General features: G+C 65.8%; 19 protein-coding genes. 2 read left to right on the top strand and 17 right to left on the bottom strand.

Features of this window, described 5'->3' with window-relative positions:
• Positions 1-95: 95 nt before the first annotated feature.
• The 8 genes from fadD32 to ABEA50_RS06720 all read right to left on the bottom strand — a co-directional run bounded on the left by fadD32 (position 96) and on the right by ABEA50_RS06720 (position 10,790).
• Positions 96-2,012, bottom strand: a complete 1,917-nt coding sequence (gene fadD32, locus ABEA50_RS06755) for a long-chain-fatty-acid--AMP ligase FadD32 (protein ID WP_345494165.1) — start codon at positions 2,010-2,012, stop codon at positions 96-98.
• Between the two features lie 188 nt (positions 2,013-2,200).
• Positions 2,201-3,244: an LLM class F420-dependent oxidoreductase gene (locus tag ABEA50_RS06750; protein ID WP_345494164.1), complete on the bottom strand. Its 1,044-nt coding sequence runs from the start codon at positions 3,242-3,244 to the stop codon at positions 2,201-2,203.
• 165 nt (positions 3,245-3,409) lie between these two features.
• Positions 3,410-4,399 (bottom strand): cutinase family protein, encoded by a 990-nt coding sequence (locus ABEA50_RS06745; RefSeq protein ID WP_425577541.1) that lies wholly within the window; start codon positions 4,397-4,399, stop codon positions 3,410-3,412.
• Entirely contained in the window at positions 4,396-4,917 is a 522-nt protein-coding gene (locus ABEA50_RS06740; protein WP_345494162.1) for a DUF732 domain-containing protein, read from the bottom strand. The genes ABEA50_RS06745 and ABEA50_RS06740 overlap by 4 nt, the downstream gene beginning before the upstream one ends.
• Positions 4,918-5,019: 102 nt before the next feature.
• On the bottom strand, positions 5,020-6,894 hold the full coding sequence (locus tag ABEA50_RS06735) for an alpha/beta hydrolase-fold protein (protein WP_425577540.1): 1,875 nt from the start codon (positions 6,892-6,894) through the stop codon (positions 5,020-5,022).
• 151 nt (positions 6,895-7,045) lie between these two features.
• Positions 7,046-8,086 (bottom strand): alpha/beta hydrolase, encoded by a 1,041-nt coding sequence (locus ABEA50_RS06730; RefSeq protein WP_345494161.1) that lies wholly within the window; start codon positions 8,084-8,086, stop codon positions 7,046-7,048.
• A gap of 700 nt (positions 8,087-8,786) precedes the next feature.
• A complete protein-coding gene (locus ABEA50_RS06725) occupies positions 8,787-9,848 on the bottom strand; it encodes an alpha/beta hydrolase (RefSeq protein WP_345494160.1) in 1,062 nt (353 codons plus the stop codon).
• 435 nt (positions 9,849-10,283) lie between these two features.
• Positions 10,284-10,790 carry a GbsR/MarR family transcriptional regulator gene (locus ABEA50_RS06720; protein ID WP_345494159.1) on the bottom strand — a complete coding sequence of 169 codons (507 nt, stop codon included), beginning with the start codon at positions 10,788-10,790 and terminating at the stop codon, positions 10,284-10,286.
• Positions 10,791-10,858: 68 nt separating this feature from the next.
• Between ABEA50_RS06720 and ABEA50_RS06715 the strand changes: the two genes are divergently transcribed.
• Positions 10,859-12,475 (top strand): MFS transporter, encoded by a 1,617-nt coding sequence (locus ABEA50_RS06715; protein ID WP_345494158.1) that lies wholly within the window; start codon positions 10,859-10,861, stop codon positions 12,473-12,475.
• 85 nt (positions 12,476-12,560) lie between these two features.
• On the opposite strand, the gene ABEA50_RS06710 is transcribed toward ABEA50_RS06715, so the two are convergent.
• The 8 genes from ABEA50_RS06710 to ABEA50_RS06675 form a co-directional block, all read right to left on the bottom strand.
• Positions 12,561-13,628 carry an alpha/beta hydrolase gene (locus tag ABEA50_RS06710; protein WP_345494156.1) on the bottom strand — a complete coding sequence of 356 codons (1,068 nt, stop codon included), beginning with the start codon at positions 13,626-13,628 and terminating at the stop codon, positions 12,561-12,563.
• A 204-nt stretch (positions 13,629-13,832) separates the two neighbouring features.
• Positions 13,833-15,794, bottom strand: a complete 1,962-nt coding sequence (gene zomB, locus ABEA50_RS06705; RefSeq protein WP_425577539.1) for a flagellar motor control protein ZomB — start codon at positions 15,792-15,794, stop codon at positions 13,833-13,835.
• Positions 15,795-15,801: 7 nt separating this feature from the next.
• Positions 15,802-16,728 carry a decaprenyl-phosphate phosphoribosyltransferase gene (locus tag ABEA50_RS06700; RefSeq protein WP_345494155.1) on the bottom strand — a complete coding sequence of 309 codons (927 nt, stop codon included), beginning with the start codon at positions 16,726-16,728 and terminating at the stop codon, positions 15,802-15,804.
• A 64-nt stretch (positions 16,729-16,792) separates the two neighbouring features.
• Positions 16,793-17,383, bottom strand: coding sequence for a phosphatase PAP2 family protein (locus ABEA50_RS06695; RefSeq protein WP_345494154.1), 591 nt, complete (start codon positions 17,381-17,383; stop codon positions 16,793-16,795).
• Entirely contained in the window at positions 17,380-19,335 is a 1,956-nt protein-coding gene (locus tag ABEA50_RS06690; RefSeq protein ID WP_345494153.1) for a glycosyltransferase, read from the bottom strand. The genes ABEA50_RS06695 and ABEA50_RS06690 overlap by 4 nt, the downstream gene beginning before the upstream one ends.
• Positions 19,336-19,389: 54 nt before the next feature.
• Entirely contained in the window at positions 19,390-20,640 is a 1,251-nt protein-coding gene (gene glf / locus ABEA50_RS06685; RefSeq protein WP_425577538.1) for a UDP-galactopyranose mutase, read from the bottom strand.
• Positions 20,641-20,960: 320 nt separating this feature from the next.
• Positions 20,961-21,347, bottom strand: coding sequence for a Rossmann-fold NAD(P)-binding domain-containing protein (locus ABEA50_RS06680; protein WP_345494152.1), 387 nt, complete (start codon positions 21,345-21,347; stop codon positions 20,961-20,963).
• Positions 21,337-22,662: a SpoIID/LytB domain-containing protein gene (locus ABEA50_RS06675; protein WP_345494151.1), complete on the bottom strand. Its 1,326-nt coding sequence runs from the start codon at positions 22,660-22,662 to the stop codon at positions 21,337-21,339. Before ABEA50_RS06675 ends, ABEA50_RS06680 begins: the two co-directional genes overlap by 11 nt.
• A gap of 330 nt (positions 22,663-22,992) precedes the next feature.
• Between ABEA50_RS06675 and ABEA50_RS06670 the strand changes: the two genes are divergently transcribed.
• Positions 22,993-25,128 (top strand): N-acetylmuramoyl-L-alanine amidase, encoded by a 2,136-nt coding sequence (locus tag ABEA50_RS06670; RefSeq protein ID WP_345494150.1) that lies wholly within the window; start codon positions 22,993-22,995, stop codon positions 25,126-25,128.
• 344 nt (positions 25,129-25,472) lie between these two features.
• Here ABEA50_RS06670 and ABEA50_RS06665 read toward each other — a convergent pair whose 3' ends face one another.
• Positions 25,473-26,273, bottom strand: coding sequence for an HAD family hydrolase (locus ABEA50_RS06665; protein WP_345494690.1), 801 nt, complete (start codon positions 26,271-26,273; stop codon positions 25,473-25,475).
• Between the last annotated feature and the right edge of the window lie 81 nt (positions 26,274-26,354).

Here is a 26,354-nt window from a genome sequence, read left to right as displayed (position 1 = left end):
CGGAGGCGCCAAAACGACGCCCGGCACAGAAAGTGTCCGCACCGCGCGTCGTCGCCACGGTCCGTGTTCGGTCCCGGCGTGCCATGGGCAATTAATTACTCTTCAGGTGCATCGGGGAAAGCCTGCTGGGTGTAACCACCCCGCAAACTTCCTTCGACATAAGCGGCCTTGCAGGCGCGGCGAGCGATCTTGCCGCTGGAGGTCCTCGGAATCGAACCGGCGGGCACCAACAGCACATCGCGTGCGGTCACGCCGTGGCGCTGCGACAGTGCCGCGCGCACCGCGTCGGCGATGGGCAGCGGGTCGGCCTTACCGGCACCCGGCCCACGCTCGGCGACGACGACGAGTTGCTCGGAGCCGTCGTCGGCGTCGAACTTCAGCCCGGAATGGCTGCCCTGCTCGAACACCTCGGCGGGAAGTTGATTCGCCGGCACCGCGAACGCGGCGACGAAGCCGGGACGCAGTGCCTTGCTCGCCTCCTGCGCCGAGAACTCCAGGTCCTGCGGGTAGTGATTGCGTCCGTCGACGATCACCAGGTCCTTCACGCGACCGGTGATGAACAGCTCGCCCTGGAAGTACACGCCGTAGTCGCCGGTGCGCATCCAGTTGCCGTCCTCGGCGGAGCCCTCGGCGTGACTGCCCTCGGGCTGGCGGCGGGTGATCTTGTTCTGGAAGGTCGCCGCCGTCTCGTCGGTGCGGTTCCAGTAGCCGATGCCCATGTTGTTGCCGTGCAACCAGATCTCACCGACGTGGCCGTCGGGCTGCTCGCGCCCGCCTTCGCCGTCCTCGAGCGTCTCCGGATCGACGATCGCCGCCCACTGCGACAGCGCCACATAACCACACGAAACCTGGGCGATGGCATTGTCGGCGTTCTGGTCGACCTGCACCATATTGCCCGCGTTGAGCTCGGTGCGGTCGACGTAAACCACCTTGGCCTCGTCCTCGGCCTTGGTCGCGGAGACGAACAGTGTCGCCTCGGCCATGCCGTAGCACGGCTTGATCGCGGTCTTGGGTAGGCCGTAGGGCGAGAATGCCTCGTTGAACTTGCGCATCGAGGCAGTTGTGACCGGTTCGCTGCCGTTGATCAGGCCGATCACGTTCGAAAGATCCAGCGACTCGCCGTTCTTCGGCAACCCGCGTGCCGCAGCATGCTCGAAGGCGAAATTCGGTGCGGCGGCGAAGGTTCCGGCGCCGTCGGAGTTGGCGGCCAGTTCCTTGATCCAGCGGTAGGGCCGCCGGACGAACGCGCTCGGCGACATGATCGTAATGAACTTGCCACCTACCGCTGGCAGGATCACGGTCAGCAGACCCATGTCGTGGAACAACGGCAGCCAGGTGACGCCACGCGAGTTCCAGTCCAGGTTGATCGCGTCGATCATCTGCAACAGGTTGGTACCGACCGCGCGATGGGTGATCTCCACACCGGCGGGAGTTCTGGTGGAACCCGAGGTGTATTGCAGATAGGCGATGTCGTCGATCGAGATATCCGGGCGCACCCACTTCTCGCTCAGGGTGTCCGGGATCGCGTCGACGGCGATGATGCGGGGCCGCTGGGCGGCGGGAAGCGCACGGAAGAACTGCCGCACGCCCGCCGCCGACGAACTCGCGGTGAGGATGGCCGAAGGCTTGCAGTCGCCGAGCACAGCGTGCAGGCGGTCGGTATGGCCCGGCTCGTCCGGGTCGAACAGCGGCACCGAGATGCCACCGGCGTAGATCGCGGCAAAGAAGGAAACCACGTAGTCCAAGCCCTGCGGCGCGAGGATCGCGATCCGGTCGCCCGGACTGGTCACCTGCTGGAGGCGAGCGGCCACCGCGCGCAGCCGAACCCCGAATTCCTGCCAGGTCAGCTCATGTGCCTCGCCGTCGCGCTCGCGCGAGTAATCGATGTAGCGGTAAGCCAACGTGTTCGCGTCGTTACGGGTGTGCTTCTCGACGTGATCGACCAGGGTGTGATCCGCGGGAATTCGGATGTTCCCGGTCTCGTCCAGGTAGTCGTCGAAAGTGTCTTCCATTCCTTCTTCTCCTCCGAGGCACACGCAGCAAGCGGCGAATCGCCACTGGTACTTGTGCGGCCCCGACTCGCTTTCGCCGCGGGTGCTCCAAGTGCGGAGTCAGCCTGCACGTTTTATGCGGTCTTGCGCGGTGACCGCCTATCGGCTAGATGTACTCAAACCAGGGTCATGTTACAGAGAACAGCCGCTCACTCGTCTCTCAGCAGGGGAATAATCGGGGCGAACGCGTCCATCTGGGTGGGGAACACGCCGATGTAGGACATCGAGGTGAGTTGACGCACACGCTTCATCTTCTCGGCGATCTCCTCGAAGCTCCCGATCGCCACATACGGCGAATCCAGGATGTCCTCGACCGTCAGCTTCGTATCCACCGCCAGATCGGGGTGCAAGCCACGGTCCAGCGCCGAAAGCGCCATCTCCGCGGTCTGTTCCCGGTCGTCGGTGATGACGATGGCGGTGATGGTCCAGTTCAACTCGATGTCGTTGAAACGGTCACCGGCGGCCTCGCGGATCCACTCGACCTTCTCGATGGTCTTCTCCATCGTGATGCCCGACAGCCGCATCTTTCCTTCCTTCGTCGTCCTCGGCACGATCGAGATGACGTCGGAGTATTTGGCGGCGAGGCGAAGCATCTTCGGACCGCCACCGCCCGCACACAATGGCGGACGCGGACCCTGCCGAGGGCGCGGCGTTCCCTTGATTCCTCGAACCTGGAAGTGCTTGCCTTCGAAGTGACACTCCTGGCCACGCAGCAGCGTATCCAGGATGATCAGCGTCTCCTCGAGCTTCTCGATCCGAACGCTCGGTGCCTCGTACGGAATACCGGCGGCGAGGAACTCGTCCTGCTTCCAGCCGGCGCCGAGGCCCACCTCGAGCCGCCCCTTGGACAGCACGTCGATGGTGGCGAGATCCTTGGCCAGCACCACCGGGTGCCGGAAACCGTTGGCGAGCACGGAGGTGGCGAGCCGAATCTTGCTCGTGGCCTGGGTCAGCGCGCCGAGCGCGGCGATCGGACCGATCTGCGGGCCGAGATGATCGGGCACCGCGAAGGTGTCGTAGCCGTATTCCTCGGCCTGTTGGGCAGTCGCGACGAACTTGCGCGCGCCGCCTTCCTGCTGATTTCCCTCGCCCGCTGCCGCGAAACGAAAGGGACGTACCGGTGTGCCCAGCGCGGTCAACCCAGCATCCGCTTCACTGTTGGCCGTGGTGGCCGGTGCGGCGGCATCTGTCATGAACTCATGCTCCTGGCTGTAAGGAATTCGGCGTCGACACCCGAGGCGGCCAGTGCTGCGGCGGCCATGGGTGTCGCGATCACCAGCGCACTTTACAGCGTGCGACGAACTCGGTTGTGCTTGTAGTGGCAGTCCAACTCGGACACCCGACCTAACTGTGAAATCTCATGGGTGTGCCGGATGCGGCGCACCTTCGATGACGCCTTCTACCCAGTTGGTGGTCCATTGCGTGGCGGTCGTACCGTCCGCGTCGACGACGAAACCGTTGTACAGGGCGTGCACCGGATTACCGACCGCCTGAACCAGTTGCCCGACGCTACCGAGAATGTTGAACGGGCTCAACGCGTCCCGAGGCGCGTCACAGATCAGATCGCCCGGTGCGCAGATGGTGTAGGTACTGCCGGCCAGCTCACCGAAACCGCCGGGGCGAGGGCCGGTCATCGAGATACCGGGAACATTGAGACCGTTGAGCGAGACCTCGGCGCCGACACCCGGCGGGGGCGTACCGATCTGATTCGGTTGATCGGAGCCGGGCTGATTGGTCCGCCGACCGTCCGCGATCAGCGTCGTGCCGAGGATCAGGTCGGCGGGCACCGGGCCTTTGCCCGCGGCGATCTGCGAGACCACATCGCCCGCGATGACCGCGCCCTGCGAGAACCCGACGATCGCATAGGTGGTCAAAGGACATTCCTGATAACGCGAGGACATCTGCTCGATCATCCGCGCGGTGCCCTCGGAACGACTGTTGTTATAGGACTGCTGGCCGTCCGGCGGAATCGCGATCGGGTTGGAGAACTGCGCGACATACGGGACCGTGTACACGTCCAGCCGCGACTCGTCGAACTGTTGACTCACCGGATTGGTGACATTGAGCAGCAACGCGATCGGATTCGACGAGGGGTTGTGCGGGTCGTCGTTGCTGTTGGATTCCCAGGTGCCGGGCACCGAGATCATCTGCACGTCAGGGCAACTCGCCGGCTGCGAGGTCGGGCGCTCCGGCGGCGGCTTGCCCTGCTCCGGCTCCTTCAGCCGGCCGGCGAGCAAATACCACAGCAGCAGCACGACGACAATGAGCAGCACACCGGCGGCCACGACCGCCAGCAAGCATCCCGCCGGTCCTGACCGGCGGGAACGAGAGCCTCGACGCGCACTCACTGGCAGTACGACTGCTTAGCGGTCTCGATGTAGATCTGCCCGGCCTGCTCGACCGGCATCTTGGCCGGGTCGAAGGTCGGGTCCGAGCCAGCCATGGCGCTGACGTAGGTACTCAGATCCTGATCGGAGGCACCGGAGGCGGCGGCCTGGCACACGTACTGCCCGATGCTCAGCGCGATGTCCGGCGTGCCGGGGGTGATGCCCTTCTGGCTGAGCTGGTCGAGGAACTGCTTGTCCTTGTCGGGAAGATTCGAGGTGTCCGACGGTGACGGCTCCGCGGGGGCTGGGCGTTCCAGCTCCGGGGTCGGTGTCGCGGACTCGGGCACCGGAGGCGGCGTCTCGTATCCGCCGGTCGGCAGGCCCGCGTCGGGTGCGAGCGGCGACTGTGGCGCCGCGCTGGTCGGCGCCAAGGTCGGTGTGCTCGACGCGGTCGAGTCGTTGTTACCGCACGCGGCGAGCAATCCGGTCGCGGCGATCGCCACGACCACACCGCATACCTTTCCACGGGTCCGCACCATGAATCTCTGTCCTCGATCTATTCGCAACGGGGGAGTCGACCACCAGGCTAGCGGTCTTCGGCGAAAAGGCAGGTGCCGGTCGAAGGAACCGACCGCCCGGAATCAGATTCCGTGCACCTCCGCCTTGTCGGCACGCACCGTGATGAACCCGGTCTGGAAGTTCTGCTGCACGCCGCCGGGTATCGGAAACTCGTCGCTGATCGGGTAGCCGAGCTTGCCGCCCTCGAAGCCCGCGCCACCCCACGCATCCATGATCGGCCCCGCGCGCACCGCCCACGCGCCCGAGAGCGGACTCCAGTAGAGGTTGCCGTTCTCGAACGCGGAGAACCCGCCGAAATCCTTCAACGGCTGCTCCTCGGCGATCGGGAAACCCAACCAGCTGTCCTCGTAACCCATCTCGGCGTACTTTCCGAGAATCAACCCCTGCACCCGATGCACACCGAGCGCGGGACTGTAATAGAACGGCCCACCCTCGAAGGCCTGCACGGCGCCGTTCTTGTTCGGCGTCGTGACCTCAGGCCCCGACGGATACCCCGAGGGCCCGGTCTCGAAGCCCTGCCTGCCCCACTCCTCGCCGATCGCGCCGCGCACCGCCTGCGCACCGGTCTGCGGCGTCCAATACAGCGGACCGTTCTCGAAGCTCTGCATCCTGCCTCTGCCGTCGGGCAACGCCACCTCGTCGCCGGTCGGCAGTCCGAGCGCACCGGCGAAACCGTTCGCCGCCTGGTACCCACCGCCGATCATCCCGCCCACCGCGTGCGCGCCACCCTCCGGCGTGAAGAACACCCGGCCGCCGTGGAAGTCCTGCGCCACACCGGATCCCGCCTGATACTCGCCGGTGAGGCACTCACCGAGCCAACCGCTGGCGGCGGCCACCGCGCCGATCGCGCCGTCGGCGGCGCACGCGGGTTTGTCGGTGGGCACGCCGAGCGCCCGCGCCACCGTCGGCCAGGATTGGCGCATCTCGAAATCCCAGTACGGCCACGAATGGGTGCCGGAGGGGCGGTAGTTCACCTGTGCGGGGATCGCCAGCTCGCCCAGTTTGTCGACGAAGTTCTGTGAGCTCAAGCGCGACAGGATCTCCAGGCCGGTGCCGGAGTAGTTGGTGCTCACGCCGGGCACCGCGGATTCACCCGAGTCGAACGGCCCGGCGGCGCCGCTGCCGCTGGAGACGTAGAGGGCGATGCCTTTCAGCTTGTCGGCGAGCACGAACGGGTCGTGGTCTTCCCACTCCTGATCCGACGGCGGACCCCACATGGCGTTGGAGTCGAATCCGCCCGCGTCGCGCATGGCGAACTGAATCGCCTGCGGCATACCGAGCGTGGTGGTGGTGAGGAAGCCGGAGTAGGAGCCCGCGTACTTCACGAAATCGGGGTTGCGCGCGGCCAGGAACATCGCCGCCGTGCCGCCCATCGAAAGACCCTCCATGCCACGCACTTCGGTGGCACGCCACTGGCTTTCCAGCAGCGGGGGAAGTTCCTTGGTCAGGAAGGTCTCCCACTTGTAGTTGACGCCGTTGTTCGGTTCGAGCCAATCGGAGTAGAAGCTGGCCTGCCCGCCGATCGGCAGGACGACGGTGACGTTCTTGTCGGCGAAGTAGTCCGCCGCGCCCGCGTCCTTGGTCCATCCGCTCTCGTCGTCGGTGGCGCGCAGGCCGTCGAGCATGAACAGCACGGGAAATTGCGCGTCCGGGCGCGCGTTCCAGTCCCTGGCCAGGAGCAGCTGCACCTGGATCGGTGTGCCCATCGATGGCGACTGCACCCACAGCGCGACCCGGCGATCCCCGAGCCATACCGCCTTCTGCACCGTCGGCACCGCGGCCGACATGGCGGCGGGTTCGGCGACAGCAGGAATCGAGGCCAGGGGCGAGAATCCGGCGGCCAGCGGAATCAGCAACGTGGTAGCGAACAGCGCGAATCGTCCGCGAAGCCCGCTCCGCTGATATATCCCCCTGCTATCACGCGTGATCCCTGCCACAAGAGCTTTCTACCCCGGTAGCGGGGCTATTCCGGGGAGACACGCAGCGCGAACACCCAAGCAACACCTCCGCACACAACAATTCGGGCCGCACCCCGAAGGATGCGGCCCGAATCCGTTGAGCAGGTTGTGTTTCCTCAGTGCGAGGAGGTCACCACGCCCCGGTGGCGTCCAGGATGCCCTGACGCGTGTTCCAGAGCTGGCTCTCCCAGTACTTCCACGAGTGGGTACCCGTGGACGGGAAGTCGAAGGTGGCCGGGATACCCAGCGAATTCAGCCGGAACTGGAAGGCGCGGGTGTTGATCATCGACAGCGCCTCGAGCGCCATCGCGTTGCCCGTGTTGAACACGCCGATCGCGGAGTTCGGGTTGTCGTTCGCACCCGGAAGACCGCTACCCGCCGAGATGTACATCGGCAGACCACGCAGCTGCGGCGCGAAGACGCAGGCGTCCAGACGCAACCACTGCGGGCTCCACGGCGCCGCCATCGAGTCGACGTTGTAGCGACCGGCATCCAGCATCGCGACGCGAATCGCCTCACGCATACCGGGCGCGGAGATGTTCAGGTAGCCGGAGTAGGACGCGGCGAACTTGAACTGATCGCGGTGGAAGCCGGCCAAACTCAGCGCCGCGCTGCCGCCCATGGACAGACCGGCGATCGCGTTGTTGGTACGCGAGACGCCGTAGCCCTCGAGGAAGGCGGGCAGTTCCTGGGTGAGGAAGGTGTCCCACTTGTAGGTGGTCTTCTGGCCGTTGAGGTTCGACGGGGAGTACCAGTCGGCGTAGAAGCTCGACTGCCCACCGACCGGCATCACCAGGGTGATGTTGTCGTTGCCGAACTGCTGCATCGCGTTGGTCTCGAACGACCAGGCGTTGCGGTCGTCGCGTGCGCGAAGGCCGTCGAGCAGATAGAGCGCCGCGTCGCCGCCGCGCGCTGCCCACTGCACCTGAACCTTGATCGGGCCCATGCTCGACGGGACCATCAGGTCCTCGTAGCCACCCGCTGGGGCGCGATGCACGGGAGTGTGAACCGGGGTCGCCATAGCGACGGTCGGGGCCGCGAGTCCTGCGGCGATCGGGAGCGCTAACGCAGCCGCACCGACAGCCAGAATTCGATTACGCCAACCACGAGGCGCGCCTCGCCGTCCCGACTTCACTCTCTTCGGCGCGGCCGCCCTGCTGCCGAAACGCATGAATCCTGCTCTCTTTCTGCTGTTATGGTGCCGTCGCCGCGATTCGGGCTACGACATCCGTGCTGCCAACGAGGCGCACGTCATGTCGCACCGGATCCCGACATTCTGGTGCGAACAAACGGCGCCACAACGATCTGGTCACACTTGCGCTCGCTGGACGATATTCGACACCCGAGGCCTTAGCAAGACCGGGGCACTCGTGCGGGGAATGTCGCCCTGTGCGTGTGTGATGGTGCGCAGACTTTATCGCGTTCGCGCGGCAATGTCGTCCCGGAGGCCGATTTTTTTCTTCCTCCTGGCGAGAAGTGTGCTCGCGGCCGTGCTCGCTTGCCGCGCCCGCGACTTCAGATACCCGTTGGCAATCGCGGTGCGGCGGTGCGTAATCGCAGGACGACGTGTCATTTCCGGCCGTGTGATGTTGCCCACCAACATTTTTCGTAACATCGGCGGTCTTTCCATTCGGCCAGCTCACTCGGTGTTATAGCTCGCCGCGATCGACCGGCCGACGCCGGATCAGCCGATATTTCCCCGTTGCGCCACTGGCCGATCCGAATACCGCGGCAGTCGAATATTTTTCAGCAGCGACCACGCAGCCAATGATCGAATCCCCTGTCCGACAGGCGGGCGCGACCGGAGCCGAGACAGCGAAAACCCGGCTCCGACGGCGGTGCGTGCCGGAGCCGGGCCGGGTTGGCTCGATTCAGCCGATATTCGCCGACAGATCGGGCAACATCTTCAGCGCCTCGTCCATCCAGTTGTTCCAGGCGTGAATACCCAACGTCGGGAAGTCGTACACGGCGTTGCCGCCACCCAACATCATCATGCGTACCTGGAATGCTCGGGTATTGGCCAGGGCGAGCGCTTCCAACGCCATCCCGTTGACGGTGTTCATGTCCGGCGCGTCACCCGATGTCGGCAGACCGCTCGCGGCCGCGATCCACAATCGGGTGCCGTTGTTGACCAGATTGGGCGCGAACACGAACGGGTCCATGTGCAGCCACTGTGGCCCCCACGGCGGCGCCATGGAATCCACGTTGTAGCCACCGGCGTCCAGCATCGCGGTGCGGATCGCCTCGCGCATGCCCGGCGCGGAAATGTTCAGGTAGCCGGAGAACGATCCGGCGAAGCTGAACTGATCGGGGTGGTAGGCGGCCAGCGTCAGCGAGGCACTCCCGCCCATGGACAGGCCGAAGACGCCGTTGCGATTGGGGTTGAAGCCGAGTCGATCGGCCAGCGCCCAGCGCAGGTTGTCGGAAAGGAATGTCTCCCACTGGTAGCGGTAGCTCTTGCCAGGCCCCGCGGCGAGCGCGTTCAAGGCGCCGGAGCTGGAGTTCGAGCCGGTGCCGGCGGGGATGGCGGCGAATTCGCTCGGCGCGTTCCAGTCGGCGTAGAAGCTCGACATACCGCCCACCGGCATGACCACGTTGATGTTCCAACTGGCCAGCACCGCCGCGATATTTGTTTCGATCTCCCAACCGCTGAGCGTCTCGGGTGCGCGCAATCCGTCGAGGACGTAGACCACGCGGTTGGTGTTGCCGTCGGCGGCGCGCCAGACGCGGGACTTGATGGGCCCCATTCCGGAATCGACGATGAAGTCGAAACCGGCGGGGTCGTAGGCCGCCGACGAGGTCGCACCCTGCCCGGCGATCGTCGTCGCGAGCGGTAGCAGTAGCGCGACGGCGACACCGAGAACCCATCGCCTGGCCCAGGAATCGGAATCCTCCCGTCGACCGGGCCAATGTTTCCAGCGCACACTTCGCATTCGACTCGACCTTTCGTCCGGATAGCCAGTCAGCGAACTGAAAGCAACTAGACCGGCTGCCTCATGGGGCACCCAGCACTAGCGTCTGCGACAAATCAGACGTTTCGACCTGTGTGCATGTTCTCAGTGCATTAATCTCCCACGAACGGTTCCATGTTGCTGGAAAGTCACCCGTACTACAACTACCGAGGCGGTCGATCGGGGTTCGTGTCAAGCGATTCCGTGCGCGCGGGGCGGTGCCGCGATGACGATTCGGGCGATTCGGCCGATTCGGCCAATCAAGCAGCGGGACCGGCGGCGGTGCCGGTCCACCGGACTCGTCGAGCGAACGGCGAGCGCCGCGACGAATGCGACAACACCGAGCGGCACGACGAGCCGGCCCAGCGGTATCAGCTGTCCGGTCGCGGCAGTCCGGGTTGGGGTGGGTCGGACCTCTCAGTTGACCGATTCTTGGCCGAGTTCGGCGCGCTGGTACTCGCGCCAGCGCGCGATCAGCCCCCGCATGTCGCGCTGGACGAAGTCGAAGAAGTCCACCGCGTCGCCGAGACGGCGGCCGATCTGGGTGTCGGCGCCGTAGCTGTCGGAGCCGTATTGCAGCGCGGACTTCCAGCCGTCGAGCGACTCGTTGCGCAGGGTGAGGACGGTCTCCCAGACGTTGTCGGTGATGCGATACCGGTCCTTGCGGGTGCGCGGCACGCGTTCGCGACGGACGAAACCCAGCTGGCTGAGGAATCGGATCGCCCCGGAGATGGACGGCTGGCTCACCTCTAGCGCTTCGGCGAGTTCCGCGGAGGTCATCACGCCGGACTCGCTGACCAGCAGCCGTGCCCACACCCGTGCGGCCATCGGAGGGACACCGGCCTGCGCCATCACGCTGCCGAGCCGCTCGATGAACACGTGCTCCTGCTCGGTCTGCGCGCCGTGCGATTCAGGTACCGCCATGCCGGACAGACTACTCGAGACCTATCTCAAGTATTGAAACTATCAGAAGTTAGTAATAATCTACGCCCATGACGAACGAACAAGCGGCCGACACCGTGTCGGACTCGGCCGCACTCCCCGGCGCGACAGCCGACACCAACGAGGACGAACTCTCGCCGCCACACCAGCTCTCCGGAACACGCAGGTTCGGCGTACTCGCCGCGCTGTGCCTCGCGGTTCTGGTCGTCGGCCTGGACACCACCGTTCTGAACGTGGCACTGCCGACCCTGTCGGTCGACCTCGGCGCCTCGACCGAACAACTCCAGTGGATCGCCAACTCCTACAACCTCGTCCTCGCGGCGCTGCTGCTGCCCGCAGGACTGCTCGGCGACCGTTTCGGCCGCAAGAAGATGCTTGCCATCGCCGTGGCGCTGTTCGGGGCCGGATCGGTGCTGTGCGCGCTGTCGGGCTCGGCCAACCAGCTCATCGCCGCACGCGCGTTCCTCGGCATCGGCGCGGCGCTGCTGGTGCCCGTGGTGATGTCGCTGATCGCCGTGCTGTTCCCCAGCGAGACCGAACGCAAGAAGGCGATCAACTTCTTCGTCGTGTCCAACAGCATCGGGCTGCCGCTCGGACCGATCGTCGGCGGCCTGCTGCTCGAGCACTTCTCCTGGTCGTCGATCTTCTGGATCAACGTCCCCGTCGCGATCATCGCCGTGACCGCCGTGCTGACACTCATTCCGGAATCACGCAGCGCGATCCGCCCCACGATCGACTACCTCGGCATCGTCGTCTCCTCCGCCGCACTCGCCGCACTCGTCTACGGCGTCACCCTCGCGGGTGAAAAGGGCTGGGGCGACGCGAGCGCGATCGCGTTCCTCCTCGCCGCGCTGGTCCTGCTGATCGTCTTCGGCGTCATCGAAGGCCGGTTCAGCCGTGGCAAAACAACGACACTGCTGGTCGACACGCATCTGATGCGGTCGAAGTCGTTCGTGTGGGGAACCATCCTCATCACCATCGCGGTCTTCGCGATGTTCGGGCTGCTGTTCACCATGCCGCAGTTCTTCCAGGCGGTCCAAGGCGCCGACGCACTCGGCACCGGCCTGAAGCTGCTGCCGTTCATCGGCGGCATGGTGATCGGCGCGAAGTTCGCGACACCGTTGGACACCGCGGCGGGTACCCGCGTCACCGTGGCCGTCGGCTTCGTCATCCTCGCGATCGGGCTCGGCATGGGCACGATGACCCAGGTCGACTCCAGCTACGCCTACGTCGCCATCTGGTTCGCGATCGCCGGAGCGGGAGCGGGATTCGGCATGCCGTCGGCGATGAACGCCGCACTCGGCGAACTCGATACCGACCGCGCTGGCGCGGGATCTTCGCTGATCCAGGCCATGCGACAGGTCGGAGGCACCATCGGCGTCGCATTGCTCGGCACCATCCTCAACGCGGCCTACCGAGGCACCGTGCACACCGACGGTCTGCCGCAGGTCGCGGCCGACGCGGTGCGCAGCAGCGCGGCCAACGGCATCGCGGTGGCGCACAAGGTGAACTCACCCGCACTGCTCGACTCGGTGACCGCCGCTTTCCTCGACAGCGTCACCACCATGCTGTGGGTGTGCACAGGGATCGCGATCGTCGGCGCCGTCGTGTCGATGGTCTTCATGCCCAAGCGCGCGAAGGCGGTCGATGCCGACGCGCTGATCTAGCCTGGCGACACACAATGGCCCGCACCTTGTTCAGGTGCGGGCCATTGTGGTCGGTACTGCCGAAAGGTCGTACCAAGGAAAATTCTCAGCCGATATTGGCCGACATGTCCGGGATCATGCGCCGCACTTCGTCGGCCCAGTACACCCAGTTGTGAATACCCGCGGCCGGGAAGTCGTAGGTGACATTGTTGGCACCCAGCGAGGCCATCCGCACCTGGAAGGCACGGGTATTGGCCAGCGCGAGCGCTTCCAGCGCCATCGCGTTGACGGTGTCGAAGCTCGGACCGTCCACGCCCGTGGGCAGACCACTGCCCGCCGAGATCCACAACCTGGTGCCGTTGGCCTTGAGCTGCGGCGCGAACACGAACGGATCCATGTAGAACCACTGCGGGCCCCACGGCGGCGCCATCGCGTCGATGTTGAAACCACCCGCGTCGAGCATCGCCACCCGCAACGCCTCGCGCATGCCCGGCGCCGAGATGTTCAGATAACCGGAGTACGAACCGGCGTAACGGAACTGATCAGGGTGATGCGCAGCCAGGGTCAGTGCCGCGCTGCCGCCCATCGACAGGCCGAAGACGCCGTTGCCGTTCGGGTTGAAACCGAGCTGGTCACGCAGTGCGTAACGCAGGTTCTCGGTAATGAAGGTCTCCCACTTGTAGGTGGTTTCCTTGCCGGGCCCGGCGGAGCCGGACAACAGACCCGAGCCCGAGTTCGCCGAGCCGCTGGACGAACCGCTCGACCCCGAGCTGCCGAGGCCGAAGAAGTTGCTCGGTGCGTTCCAGTCGGCGTAGAAGCTGGAAGGGCCGCCGACCGGCATGACGACGTTCATATTCGCCGCGGTCAACTCCCGAACGATCTCGGTGTCGTTCTCCCAGCCGTTGAGCTCATAGCGCGCCCGCATACCGTCGAGCGCGTACACCACGCGATCGGTATTTCCGTCCGCGGCGCGGAAGACCCGCGACTTGATCGGCCCCATCGAGGAATCGACCCAGAAGTCGATCCCGTCCGGGTTGAACGCCGCCGAGGCGGTACCGGCAGGACCTGCCACCGACGCCCCGAGCGGTAGCAACACAGCCAAAGACAGGAGCACGGAACGCTTGAGCCATGACCCGGCTCTTCGTGTGCTCCGACGCCCGAACACGCCACGCATCAGTTTGGACCTCTCGTTCCTGCGGCGGCCGCAGCCACCATCACACGATGGCCGCCGATACCCACCCGAGACCTCGGATGGGCGGCACCGACGCCCGTAGTTTCGTAGCCTTATCGCTCGCGACCCAGGAGGCGTTACCAAATCGATACCAATTCGCCCCCGATGATAACGACCTGGGCACTATGAAACCACAACTCGCGTGACTCAGCGCGGAGGTAGTACCGGTTCCGGGAACGGGTCGACCAGGCCGCACCGCTCGATCTCGTACTTGGGCACCCGGTCGATTCGGTACTTGGCGAATCCGAGCGCATGCCGCAGATTGTGCCGAAAACGCTCGAAGGTCAGCGGGTCACGGTAGGAGATCAACAGCGCCTGCGTCGTCGGGCACGACATCGCGGTGCGGGCCTGGGCCACCCACTTCTCGTCCATGTACCAGGGCATCCACGGCTTGCGGTCGACCATGCCGGTGTCCACGACCACCCAGTCCGGATACAGGCTCTTGTCGTGTCCGATGCGGCCGTCGGTCAGCCGGTCGGTGTGCGCCGCCAACGGGTAGGCCAGACCCATCTGATCGATGACCCGCACGTTGAGCGGAACGTTCATGCTCGTCATGCCGAGATTGAGGAAGTAGACCGTGTGCCCGGCCCCGCCGTCGGGGATCGGCAGCGGCGGCGGCGCGACATACCAGGACATGAACGAGGCCGAATTCAGCAGCAATCCGCCGTTCGGATTGTTCGCGATGTCCTCGACCATCGGACGGATGCGCGCGTAGTCGAGGTAGTCCTCGGCCAGGATCGGATGATCGTGACCGGTATTGATGACGTAGTAGATCCGCTCGTCGACGATGCCGCTGGCGGAGATCTTGGTTCCGGTCTTGATGGCCGTGGTGTTCGCGGCGAACAGCGCCCACCCCGCCGTACCGAGCAGTGCGACCAGCACGACGGCGAACGACCAGTCCGTGACCGTCGAGGAACGCAATCCGTGCGGTGGCAAGCGAATCGGGATGACCGAAACCGGCAGCAACAGCAGGAACAACTGCGGAAGCAACATCCTGCCGTGCATGAAGTCGCCGCCGACGCGCAGCGCGTAGACCACCAGGATCACAGCGCTCACCAGCACAAGTGTGACAACGGCGCTCGGCGAACGCAGCCAGGTACGCACCCGCAGCACCGTCGAAACCGGTTCCGCGCTTTCGGTTTCGGGGTTCGCGCGCGCGGCCTCGCGGCTCGCGACGCGCGCCGACCGCGCGGCGAACACGCCCGCGACCAGCAGCACCAGCAACGGCACCCACAGGTAGTACGGGCCGACCAGGTTCCACAGATACGTGAAGCCCTGACCCCACTTCGCCCCGCCCGCGTCCTTGGCGACCGCGGTGTTCGGGTACGGCAGACCGTAGTAGCCCATCCGCCAGATCTGGTAACACATCGGGACGACACCGGCGACCGCGACGATCAACGCGCGCAACACGATCGGACGCAACCGCGTCGTCGGCAGCGGCGCCAGGAAGATCATCAGCAACGCGAGGCCACCGACCAGCGTCATCTCCGGGCGGATCAACGGTGCCAGACCGGCCAGGAACACCAGCCCGAAAAACCCTGGCAACCGGACTCGTTCGGCGTGACTCCACCGAATCAGCTGCCACCACAGCAATCCGAGCCAGCAGATCACCAGCCCGCTCTCCAGCCCGGAGGTGACGTAGTCACGCGCGGGCGGCACCGCGATGTACACCAGCACACCGGCGGGCAACAGCAGCGACGAGCGCGCGCCACCCCACAACCTGGCCGCACCGAGCATCGCGAACACGATCGCGGCCAACGACACCACGATCGTGATGGTGAGCACCACGTACTCCAGCCGAGCCTGGCTCAGCCAGCTGAAGAACCAGACGATATAGGTCCACGCGGCGCTGGTGTTGGTCTCGACGCGCTCGCCCTCGTTGAAGACAGGGCCGTTGCCCGCCAACAAGTTACGGACCGTGCGCAACACGATGAGGCCGTCATCGGCGATCCAGCGCCGCTGCCACCCACCGATGCCGAGCAAGGCCACCGATAGTGCGATCCCACCTACGAAAACAGCGGTAGTCGAGCGCGCGAAACGCGACGACAAGCGAGCATCGCGCACTCGCTCCCCGCCGTCGGGTTCCGTGTGTTCCGCTTCCGCTACCACCCTCTCATCAGGTGAGATAGACAGCGACACCTACCGCTCCGATCCAGGCAATGGCGAGGAACTGCAGGACGCGGTCCCCCAACGCGATCTCTTCGGGCTCACCGGCTTCGCCGCCATCGACGTCGACCGCGTAACGCAGGATCGCGACGGTGAACGGAACCATGGATAGCGCGAACCACACGGTGTCACGCTCGGTGTCCTGCTGGAATGCCCACAGTCCGTAGAACACCACGACCGCCGTCGCCGCCAGCGTCCAGATGAAGCGCAGGTAGGTCGGCGTGTAGTACTCGAGCGATTTACGGATCTTGGCGCCGGTGCTCAGCGCGATCTGCAATTCGGCGTAGCGCTTGCCCGCCGCCATGAACAGCGAACCGAACGCCATGATCAGCAGGAACCATTGCGACAGTTCGATATGCGCGGCAACGCCACCGGCCATCGCGCGCAACAGGAACCCCGACGACACGATGCAGATATCCAGCACCGCCTGGTGCTTGAGACCGAAGCAGTAGGCCAACTGGGCACCGATATAGACCGCCATCACCACGGCCAACTGCCACGCGGTGACGAGCGAGATGGCCAGCGAGGCGATCAGCAGAACCGCCGAAAGCACGTAGGCCAGGTTGACCGGGACCACGCCCGCGGCGATCGGCCGGTTGCGCTTGGTCGGATGCGCGCGGTCGGCTTCCACGTCGAGCGCGTCGTTGACGAGATAGATGCCCGACGCCGCCATGCAGAACACCACGAACGCGATCGCGACATGCCACAGCACGCTCGCGTCGGTGGCTGTGCCGGCCGCCAACGGTGCGGCGAGCACCAGCACGTTCTTGATCCACTGCCTCGGCCGTACCGCCTTGATCAGTCCACCGGCCAGCGTCTTGGGCGGACCTTTGACGACGGCTTCGTCCAGGTCGGCGCCGGTCGGCTCTTCACTCATCTCAACCAAGGCTCTTTCTTCTGCGGTCACGATCGCACTTTCGGTGTGGCGGCGTTCGAGGAGGCTAGCGCTTTCTCTTCTCGGCGGTAAGGACTACAGCGGCGGATGCTGCCCCGAGTGCGGAGCCCGCGAGCACGTCGCTGGGATAGTGCACCCCCAGAACAACGCGGGAAAGCAACATCGGTGGGACGAGCATCGCTGGCAAGGGTAGCCCGGTCAATTTGCCGAGCAACACCGCCGCCGCGGTTGTGGAGGTGGCATGCGAGGACGGGAAGCTCAGCTTGCTCGGGGTCGAGACGTTGACCTGCACCGATGGATGATTCGGGCGGGGCCGTCGGACCACTCGCTTGATCACGATCGACGCGGCGTGCGCGCCGACGGCGCCGACGGCGACCCCGGCCCACTGCCTGCGCCTCGGCTTGTCGACCAACCACCCCGCCGCGGCGATGCCGACCCAGCCGAGCGCGTGCTCACCGAAGTGCGACATGCCGCGTGCGGCCGAGACCACGGCGGGCTTGTCGCCGATCGCCGACTGCACGGCGTTGAGGATCGCGACTTCCCGTGGCGGCGCGGGCAGGGACGCGGTGGCCGAACTCGGACCGCCGTGCCCGTTGGCACTGGGTGCGGTGTCGCGGGTGTCGTCGGCGAGGCTCATTCGGCGTCCCTATTCTTGTTCTTGCTCTCGTTCTCGTTCTCGATACCGAAGGCCTGCTCCCACGCCTCGGTGCTGGTGAGCCGCGGGTGGGCAGCGCGGTAACGCTGCTGCATTTCCGGGAAGCGCGCCGAGAGTTCCTTGCGCAACCGCATCGCCTCCTTGAACAGCCCGAGCGCCTGGCGCGGATCACGCTTGCGGTAGACAACACCGCGTCCGTCGGCGGTGGTGACGGTGACGCCGTCGACCTGCGAGAGCAGGAACCACCGCGCGTCGAGCGTCGGCACGTTCAGCTGCGGGCGATCATGGTGCTCGGGGTTGGCGGGACGCGCGGTGTGCAGCAGCCCCTTGACCAGGCGTACCACCTTGGCGATCGGGTTCTTCGGTTCGCCGACGGCGCCGACTTCGAGGCCGCTGGCCAGCGGCAATTCCGTCGACGAGGGCAGGATCACCGCGTCCGGGTACTGCTTGCGTAGCTCGTGCACCGCACCGAGCGCGCTCGGCAGCAACTGGAACAGCCGCTCCGGGCCCGCGAGGAAGTCGCGGATCGCGAGGTTCTGGATGGCGACCGTCGAATACTCCAGGCAGAGCAGATGTTTCAGGGTCGCCTTGATGGTGCTCAGAATCATCGCGCGGGTGGACCCCGGCAGGTGCAGCGAGGCCACGACGAGACGGTTACGCAGGTGGAAGTACGCCTGCCAGTCGATGGCGTCGTCCTTGTCGCTCCACGCCATGTGCCAGACGGCGGCACCGGGCAGGGTGACCGTCGGGTATCCAGCTCTGCGCGCGCGCAGACCGTATTCGGTGTCGTCCCATTTCAGGAACAGTGGCAGCGGCTGACCGATTTCTTCGGCGACCTGGCGCGGGATCACGCAGGTCCACCAGCCGTTGAAGTCGACGTCGATGCGCCGGTGCAGCAGCTTGGAGTTCTCCCGGTCCTTGAGCGGGTACTGCGAGAAGTCGTGGTCGTATTCGACGTTGGGCGCCGCGGTCCACATGAAGCTGCCTCGGTCGACGACCTCGCCCATGGTGTGCAGGTGCGAGCGTTCCTGGAGGTTGAGCATCTGGCCGCCGACGAGCATGGGCGACTTGGTGAATCGTGCGAATGCCAGTGCGCGCAGGATCGAGTCGGGCTCGATCTCGATATCGTCGTCCATGTAGACGATGTACTGCGCGTTGGTGTTCTTCAGCGCCTCGTACATGACCCGGCTGTAGCCGCCGGAGCCACCGAGGTTCGGTTGGTCGCGGATGACGAGCCGGTCGCCGAGCGGCACGACGGCCTCGGCGAATCCCGGTTCGTCGACGACCTTCCTCGTCCCCTGATCCGGGATGATGACGGCTTCGATCTTCTCCAGCACCAGCGGGTCGGAGCCAAGGGCGGCAAGGGTTTTCACCGCGTCGGTGGGGCGGTTGAAGGTCGGCATACCGATCGCGATGCTGCCCGCACCCGGCGCCTCGATCGGCGCGTACCAACCACCGTGCAGCAGGGTCACCGCGGTGTCGGTGGTGATGTCGAACCAGAGCCAGCCGCCGTCTTCGAACGGGCCGAGGTCGGCCTCGAACTCCACCGACACCGATTCCGCACCGGAGGACACCGCGAATTCCTTGCCCTGCACATGGATTCGCGAACCGTCGGCCTTCGAGCGGTACACATCGACCCGGCCGTGTCCGGCCAGTTCCAGCCGAAGCACCACCGAGTTCAGCACGCTCCAGCGGCGCCAGTAGCTCGCGGGCAGCGCGTTGAAGTAGGTGCAGAACGACACCTCGGACTCCGCGCCCACCGACAGCGAGGTGCGGGTGCTGGCGTGCGCGCGCTTGGCGTTGGTCGTCGACTCCTCGACATACAGCGTGCGCACATCCAGCGGCTCACCGGGCCGGGGCAGGATGATGCGCTGTAACAGCGATTTCGCGCGGGTCTCGGTGGTCATATCTGCCAAAGTAGATTGCGAGGTCATTCGTTTCCTGTGGTTGCGGCTTCGCTGTGCGTGCTCCCCCGGTGAGTGCGCTGGTCAGGCACCTTGTTCGTCGGCAAGCGGCGCGCCGGTCTCCAGGGTGGGGCGCAGCACATTGTCGAAGGTGCTCAGCGCACTTCCGATCGCCATGTGCATGTCCAGGTACTGGTAGGTGCCGAGCCTGCCGCCGAAGATGACGTTCGCCGTCTTCGTTTCGTTCTTGGCCAGCGCACGGTAGGCGGTCAGCTTCGACCTGTCCTCCGGGGTGTTGATCGGGTAGTACGGTTCGTCGCCGGACTGCGCGAAACGGGAGTACTCGCGCATGATCACGGTCTTGTCGGTCGGGTAGTCGCGCTCCGGGTGGAAGTGGCGCGGCTCGATGATGCGGGTGAACGACACATCGGAGTCGTTGTAGTTCATCACCGAGGTGCCCTGGAAGTCACCCGTCGGCAGTACTTCGGTTTCGAAATCGATGGTGCGCCAACCCAGCTCACCCTCGCTGTAGTCGAAGTAGCGATCGAGCGGGCCGGTGTAGACGATCGGGGCGTCCGGATTCTGCGCACGCAGCTCGTCGCGCACATCGAACCAGTCGGTGTTCACGCGCACCTCGATGAGTTCGGAGGCGGCCATGTTCTCCAGCCACTTCGTGTAACCCTCGCGCGGCAGACCCTCGTAGGTGTCGTTGAAGTAGCGGTTGTCGAAGGTGTAGCGCACCGGGAGGCGCGTGATGTTGCCCGCGGGCAGTTCCTTCGGGTCGGTTTGCCATTGCTTGGCGGTGTAGTCGCGGAAGAACGCCTCGTAGAGCGGGCGACCGATCAGCGAGATCGCCTTCTCCTCGAAGTTCTGCGCGTCCTTGGTCTCGATTTCGGCGGACTGCTCGGCGATCAGCTCGCGCGCCTGTTCCGGCGTGAAATAGCGGCCGAAGAATTGCGAGACCAGACCCAGGCCCATCGGCAACGGGTAGGACTGCCCCTTGTGCAGGCCGAACACACGGTGCTGGTAACCGGTGAATTCGGTGAACTGTGTGACGTAATCCCACACCCGCTTGTTCGAGGTGTGGAACAGGTGTGCGCCGTATTTGTGAATCTCGATCCCGGTGTCCGGGTCCGGCTCCGAATAGGCGTTGCCGCCGAGGTGATGACGACGCTCGATCACCAGCACGCGTTTACCCAACAGCGTGGCGGCGCGTTCGGCGACGGTCAGCCCGAAGAATCCGGAGCCGACAACGATCAGATCGAACGATGAGGCGGAATTGGCGGAATTTTCCGGGGACGAAGATGCGGGTTCCGGGGACGATGCGGCGGTCACGGGTGCCCAGCGTATCGGACGTCGCGGGCGGGTCTCGGCGCAGTCGGATGCTCTGCCGATTTCGCGGCCCTCAGCAGGCGTTTTCGGCCTCGCGTACCCCGGGATTTCACCGAATGTTCGCCGATATGCGCGAAAGGCCGACCTGGCGTTGGTAAAACCGAACGGTCGGCGAGCGCGCAATCGCCAAATGTCATCGACTTCAGTCCGCTTCGCACCGCCACACCATGACGCATCGGATCGTGTCCGGCGACCCGTTGCGACAACCGTGCCATCGAATGGCCGCGCAATGCGACTGGCGACCGTTCGGCCCCGGGCGCGACTCAGTCGGGAAATCCGACATCCGTTTCGATCTCGTCGCGCTCGGTATACATGCGCCAGTAGTGTTCGCCCAGTTCATCGTTGGAAATACGAACAATCTCCAGCTCCGGCGGTACCAGCTCGGGGTGCTCGTCGACCATGCGCTCGGCCTTGCTGTCGCCGATCAGCGCACCGATATTGAGCAGCCCGATATAGACGCCGGTGCCGCGCAGTTCCACTTCGAGTTGACGCAGGTAACCGCGTTGCGCCGCGAGCGCGACACCGACATTGGCCAGATACGGCGCGGGATGGGATTCGGACGCGCCGGACGAGAACTCATGCGGACATTGCGCGGCGCCCCCGCCCGCCGAACGACTCCGTAGTACAGAAGGGTTCGGCTCACGGACCACCAGGCTCGGGCGCGACAGGCGCGGAGGCTTCGGGCACGACAACGTCAGCCGACGGACCAACAAGCTCGGGCGCGCCGGGCTCCTGGGGTCCAGGCTTTATTGGATCCGACGTAGTCGACCCATCCGAGCCGCCGTCGTCCCGCTGACTCGAATCCGGTATCAGCTGGAGCATTTCGGTGTAGTTGACTACGCGAGCGCCGAGGACCGGGGTGACGATGATGACGCCGTTGTCGTATCTGCGGTAGGTGCCCGCGCCTTGCGGGAGGTCCATTTCCGGACCGGTCGCAGCGCCGATGGCACTGTCCGGGCCGCCGATGCGGCGATACTCGGCATCGATCGCCGATTCGCCTTCGGGCGCGGCACCGACCTCGGTCGGATCGACGGGAATATCCGGGTTCTCCGGCTCGGCAGGAGCGGGCGCGAGGGCGCCGAGTTCTTCCGGCGAAGGGCCGACCTCGAAGGTGTTGATATCGGCGGGGTGTCCGCCGTCGGGCGCCGAGGAGTACTCCGAACGCAGCACGCGTCCGTCGCGCAGCAGCACGGTTCCCGCCGTCGTCGCTACGGCGTCGGCCGCGCGCGGGTCTTCTTTCTCAGTGCCCGGATACATCTGGCAGTCGGTGGAATCGCAGGTCTGCGCATAGGGATAGCGGTCTTCGGCCAAAGCGTAGGAGCGTGCGGCGATCGCCTGGGCTCGCAGCGCTTCGGCGGCTCCCTTGTCGGCCCAGTTCGCCTGCACCTCCGCCGGGACGACGCCGAGCAGATAGTCCTCGATGCCGACCTCGTTGACGGTGCGTGCTTCGCTGTCCTCTAGGGCGACACCGAGCGCGCCACGATAGGCACGACCGCCGCAAAGGTGGAGGTGTTCGGCGGCCGGGCGCGCGACTCCCGGATCGACCGGACGCACCCACGGGTCTTCGGTCGTCTCCTGCCATACCTCAGCACCGTCACAACCGGCCGTGACGACGACGTTCGCGCCGCCGTCGGGCAGCGGGGTGAGGTGCGCGACCTGGCCGGGCTCTAGTTCGCGATCGGCGACGAAAGCGCCTGCGTCGGCGTAGGTGTCGAGCGTGGAATCGTTCTGGTCGTCTAGTCGGACGCGGATCGGGACCGCGGGGATCGTCGCGCGTGTCGCGCCTGGATAGTAATGATCGAGGATGCGGTCGGCGTTCCATCCGTCCAGCGCGCCGTCGAAGGCGCCGACCTGGCTCATCCCTCGGCCGTGCCCTTCACCGGCGACGGTGCGGTAGTCGTCGACGTGTCGCGAGAGCGTGAGCGCGGAGCCGACCAGCAGGGCCGCGGCGCCGGCGACCAGCACTGACCGGAGGTGGTGGCGGTGGCGCGCGCGGCGGGATAGGTCGGGCTCCGTTCGTAGTCGCGCTCGACCCTCGGTCGCGGTCTTCCTCCGCCGTGTGCGTCGCATCCTGTTCACTCCCACCGTTTGCCGCGTTTTTCAGGTCCGGACGCGTCGTCGCCCGTACGGCATGTCGGGTTCATCCGCGCGCATTCAGAGAGCTACATTTGAGCAATCACATAAACCTCGACAAGAGGTTTAACAATGTGACAGATGGGGTTATTGTGACTGTTGATACATCAGGAAGCAACTAGCTCTGCCGACGATCGCTTGTTCCACCTGATTGGAGACCCCGTGCGGTACCGCAAACCGAAACGCTCCTACGTGCTCCCGGTGGTCACCACACTGGCGGTCGCGGCGCCGCTCGCGGCGCTCACTCACTCCCCCGACTTTCGCCCCACCGGCGACAGCGAATCGGCAGTACCCACCGAACTCGCCGAAGTGGCGCTCGGCTCCGCGCCGGACATCACGCTCCCGCTGCACGATTTCACCGGCCTCGATCTGCCCGACCTGCACCTGTCGGATCTGCGCATGCTGCAATCCGGCCAGCCGACACCGCTGCCGACAAACGACAAGAACGACGCCGCCGACACAGTCGCGCCGCAGGATAACGCTCGTTCCAGCGTCAGCTTCATCGCCGATCCCACTCATCTCGAACCTGGCACCACCCCGGACACCCCGGCCTTGTCGCCGGGTGCCATCGGAGCGAATCTCGTGAATCAGGTTGGCGCCCAGGTGAAAGAACTCGTCCGCGACACACCTTTCAGCGTTGTCGCGTTCACCGCCGACGACCTTGCGGGCACCGACGCGAAGGTCAGGGCGCGTCAGCCGGACGGTAACTGGGGCCAGTGGTACGCCGCCGAGGCGGAGGAAACCGATCGCTCCGATAATGCCGCTCCCGGCGGCGTCAACGGCACCGAACCGGTCTACGTCGGGGCCACCAACGCGGTGCAGGTGCTGGTCACCCGCAAGCAAGCCTCGACGAAACCACCCGGCGGTATCGAACCCGCGGCAGCACAGCTCGCCGCCCCCAGCGAGAACGCCGCCCCCACCGAGAATGCCGACCCCGCCGCGACTCCTGAAGGCACCGCGCCGGTCCAGGACCAACCACTGACCGCCGTCTTGATCGATCCGGGCAAGGGCGCGAGCGACGGTGGACTCAGCGATATCGCCGCGCCGATCGCCGCGGGTGCGCCCAAGGTGATCACCCGCGCCCAGTGGGGTGCCGACGAGTCGATTCGCTGCGAAGACCCCACCTACGACGACGGGCTCGGCGGCGTCACCGTGCACCACACCGCGGGCCGCAACGACTACAGCAAAGAGGAGTCGGCGGGCATCGTCCGGGGGATCTACGCCTATCACGCGAAGACGTTGGGCTGGTGCGACATCGGCTACAACGCGCTCGTCGACAAGTACGGCCAGGTCTTCGAGGGACGCTTCGGTGGACTCGACCGCCCGGTGCAGGGCGCGCACGCCGGTGGCTTCAACGAGAACACCTCCGGTGTCGCGCTGATGGGCAACCACGAGACCGAGCCGCCCACCGACGCGGCACTCCAGTCGATCGGCGAGTTCGTCGGTTGGCGCACGAAGGTCGCCGGTCTCGACCCCAAGGGCTCCACCACCATGTACTCCGAGGGCACGGACTTCACCGCGCACCCGAAGGGCGAGGCGGTGCAGTTGCCGATCGTGTTCGCCCATCGTGACGTCGGCACGACCACCTGCCCCGGCGACGCCGCGTACGCGCTGATGGACAAGATCCGCGACATCGCCGCGAACACACAGGGTTCGGGCGGCGGCGATCGACCGTCACCGGCGACGCCGCAGCGCGACCTCGCCGCACTGGCCACCCTGGCCGACCGCGTGCTCGCGATGGTGCGCGAAAACGTGGTCGCCAAGCACTGGGCCGACACCGGCGGCGCGGACGGTCCGCTGGGTGCCCCGGAGTCGGAACCGGCGCCCACCATCGAGGGCAGGCAGTACGCCAAATTCGCCAATGGCTACGTGTATTCGACACCCGACGGTCAGGCCGTCGAGGTGGTCGGCGCGATGTTGGACAAGTTCCTGCAACTCGGTGCGGACTCCGGCATGCTCGGCTTGCCGCTGACCAATCAGTACGCCGTCCCCGAAGGTCTGCGCGCCGATTTCGAGCACGGTTCGCTGATCCTGAATCAGGCTTCCGGCGCGGTGTCCACGGTGTGGAAGACCTTCAACGAGAACTACTACAGCAGGCAGCGCCAGACTGTCGGGCCTTCGATCGTGGCGGGACCTGGTCCGGCGCCCGAACCGCAAGCGGCACCCGCACCGGAAGCCGCGGCGCCCGGGGTCGAGTCCGCGCCGCACAACGCACCCGCACCCGAAGCCGTGGCGCCGGAGGCCGCGCCGAGCGCGGACGGCGAGTTCGCGCCCGACGCTCAGGTACCCGCGAACTGACCACCGACTCACCCCTGGTACGAATATCGTTGCGGCTCAGCCCATCGTGACGACGCGAGGCGTACAACCTCCGAAGCAACGGACACGACAGAGCAACGACGGGCATACCGACGAGCCCCGGACGGTCAGGGGCCCGTCGGTGTGCTCGCTGTCCCGGCGGACACTCCACCGAGACGACCTGCCTGCGCCCGTCGCCGCGACGGCTGTCAGCACTACCTTGTTGCCGGTAGTTCGACAACGATCTGGCAAGCCTGTCGGATGCGCCCATCGTGTTCAGGCGACGCCAGGCGACCAAGCCGATCGCCGCACCGAGCGGGTACGGCGGCAAGTGCGGCGAAAAGCGTTCAGACCCACCAGCGTTCGAGTACGCGAGCGACGCCGTCGTCGCTATTGGACTCGGTGATCTCGTCGGCGGCGGCCTTGGCTTCCTCGTGCGCGTTGCTCATCGCGACGCCGTGGCCGACCATCCTGAGCATCGGCACATCGTTGGGCATATCGCCGAAGGCGATGATGTTGGCGGCTTCGACGCCGAGGTGCTGAGCCACCACGGTGAGCCCCGCCGCCTTGTTGATGCCGGGCGCGGATAGCTCGATCAAGCCGTGCTCGGTGGAGTAGGTGATGTCGGCGCGCTCGCCGATCAGTGGGGCCAGCGCCGCGCGCATCTGGGAACTGCGGGCTCCCGCTAATCGGATGAGCAGCTTGATGGCGGGGGTATCGATCACCTCCTCGCGATCGACGTCGGTGTCGTCGGGGTTGAGCCAGGCGTGCTCGTAGAGCGGAGAGCTGACGAACTGCGGTGTCACCGCGTCGTGCGCGCTGACTCCGACGCGTTCGGCGGCCAAGCCGCAACCGGGCAGGGTTCGCTCGGCGAGTTCGGCCAGCCAGCTCAGCGTCGGCACGTCGAGGGTGCGGCTGCTGAGCACGCGGTCCGCGGCGCTGTCGTAGATCACCGCGCCATTGCCGCAGACACACAGCGGCGCGTAGCCGAGGTCATCGACGATCGGGTCCACCCAGCGCGGCGGACGACCGGTCGCGAGGACGAACGGCACACCGTCGGTGATCAGCGATTCGATGGCGGCTTTCGTGCGCGGGGAGACCCGCTCGGCAGGATCGATGAGGGTGCCGTCGACGTCGGTCGCCACCATCTTCGGCTTGGGCAGGTGCTGGTGCGTCACCTATTCCATCCTGCCGGACGCGCGTACCGGCGCGGACCGCGTCTCCAGGAA

The sequence above is a fragment of the Nocardia callitridis genome (assembly GCF_039543305.1).
GTDB lineage: Bacteria > Actinomycetota > Actinomycetes > Mycobacteriales > Mycobacteriaceae > Nocardia > Nocardia callitridis.
The sequence above is the reverse complement of the archived record's forward strand: the minus strand, read 5'-3'. Positions and strand labels throughout refer to the sequence as shown.

What these genes read in the sequence shown, in the direction of transcription:
- fadD32 (WP_345494165.1), bottom strand. Translation starts at nt 2,012, where the DNA reads ATGGAAGACACTTTCGACGACTACCTGGACGAGACCGGGAACATCCGA.
- ABEA50_RS06750 (WP_345494164.1), bottom strand. Translation starts at nt 3,244, where the DNA reads ATGACAGATGCCGCCGCACCGGCCACCACGGCCAACAGTGAAGCGGAT.
- ABEA50_RS06740 (WP_345494162.1), bottom strand. Translation starts at nt 4,917, where the DNA reads ATGGTGCGGACCCGTGGAAAGGTATGCGGTGTGGTCGTGGCGATCGCC.
- ABEA50_RS06730 (WP_345494161.1), bottom strand. Translation starts at nt 8,086, where the DNA reads ATGCGTTTCGGCAGCAGGGCGGCCGCGCCGAAGAGAGTGAAGTCGGGA.
- ABEA50_RS06725 (WP_345494160.1), bottom strand. Translation starts at nt 9,848, where the DNA reads ATGCGAAGTGTGCGCTGGAAACATTGGCCCGGTCGACGGGAGGATTCC.
- ABEA50_RS06720 (WP_345494159.1), bottom strand. Translation starts at nt 10,790, where the DNA reads ATGGCGGTACCTGAATCGCACGGCGCGCAGACCGAGCAGGAGCACGTG.
- ABEA50_RS06715 (WP_345494158.1), top strand. Translation starts at nt 10,859, where the DNA reads ATGACGAACGAACAAGCGGCCGACACCGTGTCGGACTCGGCCGCACTC.
- ABEA50_RS06710 (WP_345494156.1), bottom strand. Translation starts at nt 13,628, where the DNA reads ATGCGTGGCGTGTTCGGGCGTCGGAGCACACGAAGAGCCGGGTCATGG.
- ABEA50_RS06700 (WP_345494155.1), bottom strand. Translation starts at nt 16,728, where the DNA reads ATGAGTGAAGAGCCGACCGGCGCCGACCTGGACGAAGCCGTCGTCAAA.
- ABEA50_RS06695 (WP_345494154.1), bottom strand. Translation starts at nt 17,383, where the DNA reads ATGAGCCTCGCCGACGACACCCGCGACACCGCACCCAGTGCCAACGGG.
- ABEA50_RS06690 (WP_345494153.1), bottom strand. Translation starts at nt 19,335, where the DNA reads ATGACCTCGCAATCTACTTTGGCAGATATGACCACCGAGACCCGCGCG.
- ABEA50_RS06665 (WP_345494690.1), bottom strand. Translation starts at nt 26,273, where the DNA reads ATGGTGGCGACCGACGTCGACGGCACCCTCATCGATCCTGCCGAGCGG.